The organism is Microbacterium umsixpiens, from assembly GCF_053543675.1.
Genome location: NZ_JBLVOH010000170.1, coordinates 5088 through 13542 on the forward strand (window position 1 = coordinate 5088; position 8455 = coordinate 13542).

At 69.0% G+C, this 8455-nt stretch carries 7 protein-coding genes; 5 read left to right on the forward strand and 2 right to left on the reverse strand.

The features are described 5' to 3' along the window. Nucleotides 1-118: 118 nt before the first annotated feature. A complete protein-coding gene (locus ACNPM4_RS16485; RefSeq protein WP_105711675.1) occupies nt 119-1138 on the reverse strand; it encodes a LacI family DNA-binding transcriptional regulator in 1020 nt (339 codons plus the stop codon). A 66-nt stretch (nt 1139-1204) separates the two neighbouring features. Continuing rightward, on the reverse strand, nt 1205-2464 hold the full coding sequence (locus tag ACNPM4_RS16490; protein ID WP_448986399.1) for an FAD-binding protein: 1260 nt from the start codon (nt 2462-2464) through the stop codon (nt 1205-1207). Nucleotides 2465-2542: 78 nt separating this feature from the next. Between ACNPM4_RS16490 and ACNPM4_RS16495 the strand changes: the two genes are divergently transcribed. The 5 genes from ACNPM4_RS16495 to arfA form a co-directional block, all read left to right on the forward strand. Then, on the forward strand, nt 2543-3589 hold the full coding sequence (locus ACNPM4_RS16495; protein WP_448986400.1) for a LacI family DNA-binding transcriptional regulator: 1047 nt from the start codon (nt 2543-2545) through the stop codon (nt 3587-3589). A gap of 96 nt (nt 3590-3685) precedes the next feature. Next, a complete protein-coding gene (locus ACNPM4_RS16500; protein ID WP_029264410.1) occupies nt 3686-5023 on the forward strand; it encodes a substrate-binding domain-containing protein in 1338 nt (445 codons plus the stop codon). Next, entirely contained in the window at nt 5020-5967 is a 948-nt protein-coding gene (locus tag ACNPM4_RS16505) for a carbohydrate ABC transporter permease (protein WP_029264409.1), read from the forward strand. Before ACNPM4_RS16500 ends, ACNPM4_RS16505 begins: the two co-directional genes overlap by 4 nt. Continuing rightward, nucleotides 5967-6893, forward strand: coding sequence for a carbohydrate ABC transporter permease (locus ACNPM4_RS16510; RefSeq protein WP_029264408.1), 927 nt, complete (start codon nt 5967-5969; stop codon nt 6891-6893). The genes ACNPM4_RS16505 and ACNPM4_RS16510 overlap by 1 nt, the downstream gene beginning before the upstream one ends. A 39-nt stretch (nt 6894-6932) precedes the next feature. Next, nucleotides 6933-8455, forward strand: a 1523-nt coding sequence (gene arfA, locus ACNPM4_RS16515) for an arabinosylfuranosidase ArfA (protein WP_448986401.1), incomplete at its 3' end; no start/stop codon positions are given.

The window sequence follows — 8455 nt, forward strand, 5'->3', positions numbered from 1 at the left end:
ACGGCATGCACCTCGCCGGGGAAGAGCCGAAAGTCGACATCGTCGAGCGCCCGCGCCCCCGGGAACTCGACCGTGATCCCCTGCAGCCGGACGAGCGGCTCCGGGGTGGGCTCGGCGCTCACCGCCCCTCCCGCGGGGCGGCCGACGAGGCGCGCGGCACCAGCTCGGTCGGGATGCGGGTCAGCGCCGGGATCTCGCGCCCCTCGATCGCGGCACGGAGCATCTCGACGACGGCGATGCCGAGAGCCCCGAAATCCTGGCGGACGGTCGTGAGGGGCGGAACGAAGTGGCGGGCGAGCGGCACATCGTCGAAGCCGACGACGCTGATGTCGTTCGGCACGTCGAAGCCCTTGTCGTGCAGGCCGTGGATGAGCCCGATCGCCATGTCGTCATTGGCCGCGAACACGGCCGTGTAGTCGGGGAGCCGCTGCAGACCCCTCGCGAAGTCATAGGCGAAGTCGGCGGACCAGTCCCCCACCACGATCGGCCGTTCGCGGATGCCCCACGACTTGGCACGGGAGTGGAACGCCCGCTCCCTGGCGCGCGCGTCGAGCCAGTCCAGGGGTCCGGAGATGTGCAGGATGTCGCGATGGCCGAGCGCGACGAGGTGATCGACCACGAGGGTGGTCCCGGCGTGCTGGTCGATCGACACCGTGAGGAAGGTCGGGTCCGCGTCGGCCTTGACGACGAGCATCGGCACGTTGATCGCGATTCTTCGCAGCGCGGCCACGGACGACGAGCGCGGAGCGATCACGCAGAGGGCGTCGACGCCCTGCGTGACGAGGTGGTCCACCGCCTCCTGCGGGGTGAGCGTGTCGCCTTCGTGGAGCGCGATCGGCGTGACCGAGTAGCCGGCCGCGCGCGACGACATCTCCACCGCGCGCAGGATGCTCGTGGGGCCGTACGCCACCGCGCTCTCGACGATCACGCCGATGCGCTGCGTGCGCTGGGTGGCCAGCGCTCTGGCGACCAGGTTGGGGCGGTAGTCGAGCTCTTCGATCGCCTCGAGCACGCGCCGCCGGGTGTCGGGCTTGATGTTGGGGTGGTCGTTCAGCACCCGGGAGACGGTCATGTGCGACACCCCGGCGATCGTCGCGACCTGCCGGATGTTGGGCTTGTCCGAGCCGACGTTCACCATGCGCACCTCCGTCGGCTGCTCCGGTGAATGTTACCGAGAACAACCCAGGGGGTGCAACGACCTCCGCTACAGCCCCAACCGCTCCAGGTACGGGTTCACCAGGCGGCGTTCCGGGTCGAAGCGGGCGGCGAGCGCGGCGAAGTCGTCCCATCGCGAATACCGCGAGCGCGTCTCAGCACCGTCGAGCGTGAACACCTTGCCCCAGTGCGGACGAGCGGTCTCGGGCAGCGCAGCCTCGATCGTCGGGAGCAGGGCTCGGACCGCGGCTTCGTCGGGCTTCCAGGTGAAGTGCAGGCCGACGGCATCCGTCCCGTGCGACGAGCTGAGCCACAGGTCGTCCGCGCGCACGGTGCGGATCTCGTTCACGAGCAGCAGCGGCGCGATCTGCCCGGCGAGGGTACGCACGGCCTGGATCGCGGCGACCGCATCGGCGCGGGGCACGAGGTACTCGCTCTGGATCTCGGCGCCGGCCGACGGCGTGAACTCGAGCTTGAAGTGCGCAAGCCGCTCGAACCACGGACCGGCGACCCCGAGCTGCTCGGTGCACGCGACCGGGTCGACTCCGAGGATCGGATGCCGCTTGCTCACCGCGGGCACCGCGCCGAGCTTCTCGAACAGCGACTCCCGCGCAGCTTCGCGCGCCTCGGGCTGCCGCTGCTTGACCCAGATCTGGTCGACGAAGTCGGTGCGCTCCCAGGTCGAGAACAGGCTCACGCTGGTGCCGATCGAGGTCACATCGTCGAAGTCGGCGAGCACGGCATCCCAGTCCGGCCGCTCGAACACGTGCTGGGCGACCTCGTACGTCGGCTCGACGTCGAGCGTCACGTCGAGCACGGCCCCGAGCGCGCCGAGGCGCACGACCGCACCGTCGAAGTCGGCGTCGCCGCGCTCGAGCGTGCGCGTCTCGCCCGCGGGCGTGAGGATCGTGAGGCCGCGGACCGCACTCGCGAGCGAGCCGATCGCGTCGCCCGAGCCGTGCGTCCCGGTGGCGACCGCCCCCGCGATCGAGATGTGCGGCAGCGAGGCGAGGTTGGCGAGCGCGAGCCCCTCGGCTTCGAGCAGCGGCGCGATGTCGCCGTAGCGGGCGGCGCCTGCGACCTTCACTGCCGTGCGGTTCGCGTTCACCTCGAACACCGTGGGCAGCCGGTCGAGCGCGATGAGCACACCGTCGGTGTCGGCGATGTCGTTGAAGCAGTGCCGCGACCCGAGGAAGCGCACCGGTCCGCCCTGGCCGAGCAGGGCACCGAGCTCGTCGACCGTCTCCGGGTGCGCGATCGTCGAGGCCCGGTAGGTGAGGTTGCCTGCCCAGTTGCGTTCGGTGGTCATGGCGCCATGATAGCCAGGGCAGCGACGACTACATCGATGTACTCCATCCGCTCCCGGCCTCGACGCTAGGCTGACCGGATGACAGCGCAGCCGCCACCCCGCGCCACGATGAAGGATGTCGCGGCCCTCGCCGGGGTGTCGACGAAGACCGTCTCGAACGTGGTCACCGGCACGGTTCCGGTCAACGAGAGCACGCGGTCGAAGGTCGAGTCCGCCATGGCGCAGCTCGACTTCGTGCCCAACCTCAGCGCCAGGGGGCTGCGCAAGGGACGCTCCGGGATCATCGCCGTCGCCCTCCCCGATCTCGCCACCGCCTTCTCTGCCGAGCTGGTGCACCGCATCGTCGAGGCCGCCCATGAGCGAGGTCTCGCCGTGCAGATCGAGGAGACGGCATCCGAGCCCGAGCGCGAGAAGGAGCTGGTCTCCCGCGCACGGGCGCACCTGGTGGACGGCCTCATCCTGAACCCGATCCGCCTCGAGGACAGCGTGCTGAAGTACGCCGACCGCCTCCCGCCGCTCGTGGTGATCGGCGAGGTGGAGCAGAACCGCGCGGACCACGTGCGCATCGACAGTCGGCAGGCCGCGGCCGATGCCACGCGTCACGTGCTCTCCCGCGGCGCGACCCGTGTCGCGGTGGTCGGCGCCGACGACGATCCGTCGATCGCCACGGCCACCAGCCGTCTGCGCCTCGAGGGCGTGCACGACGCGCTCCGCGAAGCGGGCCTCCCCCGGGATCCGGCCCTCGAGATCAACCGGCTGCCGTGGTCGATGGGCGGTGGTGCGGATGCCGTGCGCATGCTGCTCGACCGTCGAGTGCCCTTCGACGCGATCGTCGCGTTCACGGATTCACTCGCGCTCGGGGCGCTGCACACACTCCACGACAACGGCATCCGCGTGCCGGACGACGTGATCGTGACCGGTTTCGACGACGTCGAGTTCTCGCGGTACACCTCGCCGGCGCTCACCTCGGTCGCATTCGATCGGCAGGCGTTCGCGATCGCGGCGCTCGGTCTGCTCGAATCCCGCATGGACGACCGGGCCGCTCCCCCGCGCGCCCTCACCCTCCCGCATCACCTGCTGGAGCGCGCGAGCACGCAGGGCCGCCCGCGCGGCTACCGTCCCTGACACCCGCCCACTCCTCGGCCCCGATCTGATGCTTGCGCGGTCGATTACATCGATGTAATGATGAGGCGACCCCCGCACAGTCACGAAGGAGTGACGATGACACCCCCACTCGATCTGTCCCGCCGGCAGTTCCTCACCGCCGCCTCGCTCGCCGCCGGCACGGCGCTGCTCGCCGGTTGCGCGCCCGGCACGACCCCCGGCTCCGGCCCGCAGACCCTGCAGTTCTGGCACCTTCTCTCGGGCGGTGACGGCGTGACGATGTCGTCGCTGCTCGATCAGGTCAACGGCGCGCAGTCCGCGTTCCGCATCCGCCCGACCGTGCTCGCCTGGGGCACCCCGTATTACACGAAGCTCGCGATGGCGGGCGCCGGCGGCCGCGCCCCCGACGTCGCCATCATGCACGCGACGCGCACGGTCGGCTGGGCGCCCGGCGGCCTGCTCGACACCTGGGACCTGGACCGTCTCGCCGAGCTCGGCGTCGACAGCACGAAGTTCCCGAAGCCGATCTGGGAGAAGGGCTTCGTGGGCGACGACATGTACAGCGTCGCGCTCGACGCCCACCCCTTCGTGATGATGTTCAACACCGACGTGTGCGATGCCGCCGGGGTCCTCGACTCGGACGGAAAGCTGCAGGAGACGACCTCGCCCGAGGAGTTCCTCGAGCAGCTGCGCACCGTGAGCGGCACCGCATCCGGACACGCCCTCTCGTACGGCTACCTCGGCGACGGCGCGCAGATGTGGCGCCTGTTCTACACCTTCTACTCGCAGCACGGCGGCGCCATGGAGCTGCCCGCCGGCGGGCCGGCCGTGATCGACAAAGACGTCGCGGTCGAATCGCTCACGCTCATGCAGACCTTGCTCGACGGCGAGATCGCGGCCGCCCAGAACGACTACGGCAGCGCCATCGCCGAGTTCGCCACCGGCAAGAGCGGCATGCTCTTCACCGGAGTCTGGGAGCTGCGCACCATGCAGGCCGCCGGCATCCCGTTCGACGCGACCATGATCCCGACGCTCTACGGCACCCCGGCTGTCTACGCCGACTCGCACTCCTTCGTCCTCCCGCACCAGTCCAGTGCCGACCCCGTGCGTCGCGATCTCACCTACGAGTTCGTCGCCGACATGCTGAAGAACTCCTTCGGCTGGGCCGAGGCCGGCCACATCCCCGCGTTCCTCCCCGTGACCGAATCCCCCGAGTACGCCGACCTCATCCCCCAGGCGAACTACGCCGAGGCAGCGCAGCACGTCGTGTACGACCCGACCGCGTGGTTCACCGGCTCGGGCTCCAACTTCCAGGCCGAGTTCGGTGCCGCCGTGCAGAACGTGCTGCTCTCGGGCGACGACCCGGCGGCCGCGATCGACCGCTTCGAGGCACGGGTGAACACCCTGCTCCGACAGCCGAACCCGGCAGACCCCGAAGGGACGTTCGGATCATGACCTCCGCCACCGACTCCACCCGCACGATCGTCACCGGGTCGCGCACCACCCCGCGCGGACGCCGCGCCGGCTCCCGCAACCGCGAGCAGCTCATCAGCTGGGTCTTCCTCGCACCGTTCCTCGTGGCCTTCGCCCTGTTCCTCGTCTGGCCGATCATCCACGGATTCATCCTCAGCTTCACCGACCAGTCCCTCACCGGGGCCGGCGGCTCGTTCATCGGATTCGCCAACTACGCCGAGGCGTTCGTCGACCCGAAGATGTGGCAGTCGATGGGCAACACCGTCTGGTTCACGCTGCTCTCCACGGTGCCCCTCGTCGTGATCGCCCTCGCGATGGCGGCCCTCGTCGACCGCGGCATCCCCGGCCAGTGGCTGTGGCGCCTGTCGTTCTTCATGCCGTTCCTGCTCGCCTCCACCGTGATCTCGCAGATCTGGGTCTGGATCTTCAACCCCCAGGTGGGCGCGGCCAACAACATCCTGGAGTTCTTCGGCCTCGAGCCGCTCGCGTGGCTGCAGAACCCCGAGACCAACATGCTGTCGATCGTCATCGCGACCGTGTGGTGGACGGTCGGCTTCAACTTCCTGCTCTACCTCGCGGCCATGCAGAACATCCCACCGCAGCAGTACGAGGCCGCTTCCCTCGACGGCGCCGGCGCCTGGCGCCAGTTCTGGTCCATCACGCTCCCGCAGCTGGGACCGGCGACGGTGCTCATCCTGATCCTGCAGATCCTCGCCTCACTCAAGCTGTTCGACCAGGCGTACCAGATGCTCGGCGGGGTCGCGAGCGACACCACCCGCTCGATCGTGCAGTACATCTACGAGGCCGGTTTCGTCAGCTACCGGTTCGGCTACTCGGCCGCCATCTCCTACGTCTTCTTCGCTCTCATCGTCATCCTCGGCGTCGCGCAGGCCCTGATCACGCGCCGCCGGAAGGAGCAGTTCTGATGTCCACCGCCACCGCCTCCCCCCTCGCATCCACCGCCACCGAGACGATCACGACGGCGTCGTCGCGTCGCCCCCGGCGCTCGCACCTGCCCGGACAGAAGCCGTTCGGGCCGCTCCGCATCACCGCGTTCGTCGTGCTGCTGCTCCTCGCCATCGGCTGGCTGCTGCCGTTCCTCTGGGCGGTCGCGACCGCGTTCAAGACCGAGACGGATGCCGCATCCGGCGACCCCGGCTGGATCGGCGCGAGCGGACCCACCATCGAGGCGTTCACCGCGATCCTCTCGCAGGGCAACGTCTACACCTGGGCGCTGAACAGCCTGCTCACCTCTGTGGCGATCACCGTGATCACCCTGGCGATCTCGGCACTCGCGGCCTACGCCTTCTCGCGCCTGGACTTCACCGGACGCAAGTGGCTGTTCGTGGTGATCATCGCCTCGATCGTCGTGCCGCCGCAGGTGCTGATCATCCCCCTGTTCTACGAGATGCTCGCGTTCAACATGGTCGACACCTACTGGGGTCTGATCCTGCCGCAGGTCGTGGCACCCGCGATGGTGTTCATCCTGAAGCGCTTCTTCGACGCCATCCCGATCGAGCTGGAAGACGCGGCGCGCGTCGACGGCGCCGGCCGGTTCCGGATCTTCTGGTCGATCGTGCTGCCGCTCTCCCGTCCGATCATGGCCTCGGTCGCGATCTTCGTGTTCATCAGCGCGTGGAACAACTTCCTCTGGCCGTTCCTCGTGATCAACGACACCACGCTGATGACGCTGCCGGTCGGACTCCAGACCGTGATCAGCGCCTACGGCGTGCAGTACGCCCAGGTCATGGCGCAGGCCGTGCTCGCGGCGCTGCCGCTCATCATCGTGTTCATGATCTTCCAGAAGCAGATCGTCAAGGGAGTCGCGACGAGCGGCTTCGGCGGTCAGTAGTCCCCCACCCGGCTCGAGAGCCAGAAATCTAGGAGAGCAATGTCTCAGGCCCGCATCACCATCGACCGCGACTTCACGATCGCCGACGTCCCCCGGAGGCTCTTCGGCTCGTTCGTCGAGCACATGGGGCGCTGCGTCTACACCGGCATCTACGAGCCGGGGCACCCGCAGGCCGACGAGCGCGGCTTCCGGCAGGACGTGCTGGCGCTCGTGAAGGAGATGGGACCGACCGTGGTCCGCTACCCCGGCGGCAACTTCGTCTCGGGCTACCGCTGGGAGGACGGCGTCGGCCCGGTCGAGGACCGGCCGGTGCGCATCGACGGCGCCTGGCACACGATCGAGACGAACGCCTTCGGCCTGCACGAGTTCATGGACTGGGCGAAGGAGGCGGATGTCGAGGTGATGGAGGCCGTCAACCTCGGCACCCGCGGCGTCGAGGAGGCGCGCGCGCTCGTCGAGTACGCCAACCACCCCGGCGGCACGTACTGGTCGGACCTGCGCCGCAAGAACGGCGCCGAGCAGCCCTTCGACATCAAGCTGTGGTGCCTGGGCAACGAGCTGGACGGCCCCTGGCAGATCGGCGGCAAGACCGCGACCGAGTACGGGCGGCTCGCCCAGGAGTCCGCCAAGGCGATGCGTCTGGTCGACCCGTCGATCGAGCTCGTCGCCGTCGGCTCGTCGGGGCGGACGATGCCGACGTTCGGCACCTGGGAGCACACGGTGCTCACCCACGCCTACGACGAGGTCGACTTCATCTCGATGCACGCGTACTACCAGGAGCACGACGGCGACGCCGAGTCGTTCCTCGCCGAGTCCGTCGACATGGACGCGTTCATCGAGGGTGTCATCGCCACGATCGACGCGGTCAAAGCGTCCGGCAAGCACACGAAGCAGGTCGACATCTCGTTCGACGAGTGGAACGTGTGGGATCAGGTGAAGTACAACGACGTCGAGGCGAAGGAGATCGAGAAGGCCGGATGGCGTCAGCATCCGCGACTCATCGAGGACACGTATTCGGTGACGGATGCCGTCGTGGTCGGCACCCTGCTCAACAGCTTGCTGCGGCACGGTGACCGCGTGAAGATCGCCAACCAGGCGCAGCTCGTGAACGTGATCGCCCCGATCCGCTCGGAGGAGAACGGTCCGGCCTGGCGACAGACGAGCTTCTGGCCGTTCGAGCGGATGGCTCGGCTCGCGAAGGGCCGCATCCTGCGCCTCGCGGTGTCGGCTCCGCAGATCGAGACGAAGCGCTACGGCGGGGTCGACGCTGTCGACGCGGCGGCGACCTGGGACGAGGCGACCGGACGGGTGGTCGTGTTCGTCGCGAACCGCTCACTCGACGAGTCGAGCGATCTGACGATCGACCTGCATGGACTCGGCGACCTGCGCGTCGTGAACGCCGAGACCCTGACGATCCCGGAGGGCGGCGACCGCCACACCTCGAACCTCGAGACCGCCCCCGACAGCGTGCACATGGCGCCGCTCGGGGCGGCCGAGGTCGTCGACGGCGTCGTGCGTGCGACGCTGCCGCCGCTCTCCTGGTCGGTCATCGAGCTCGACGC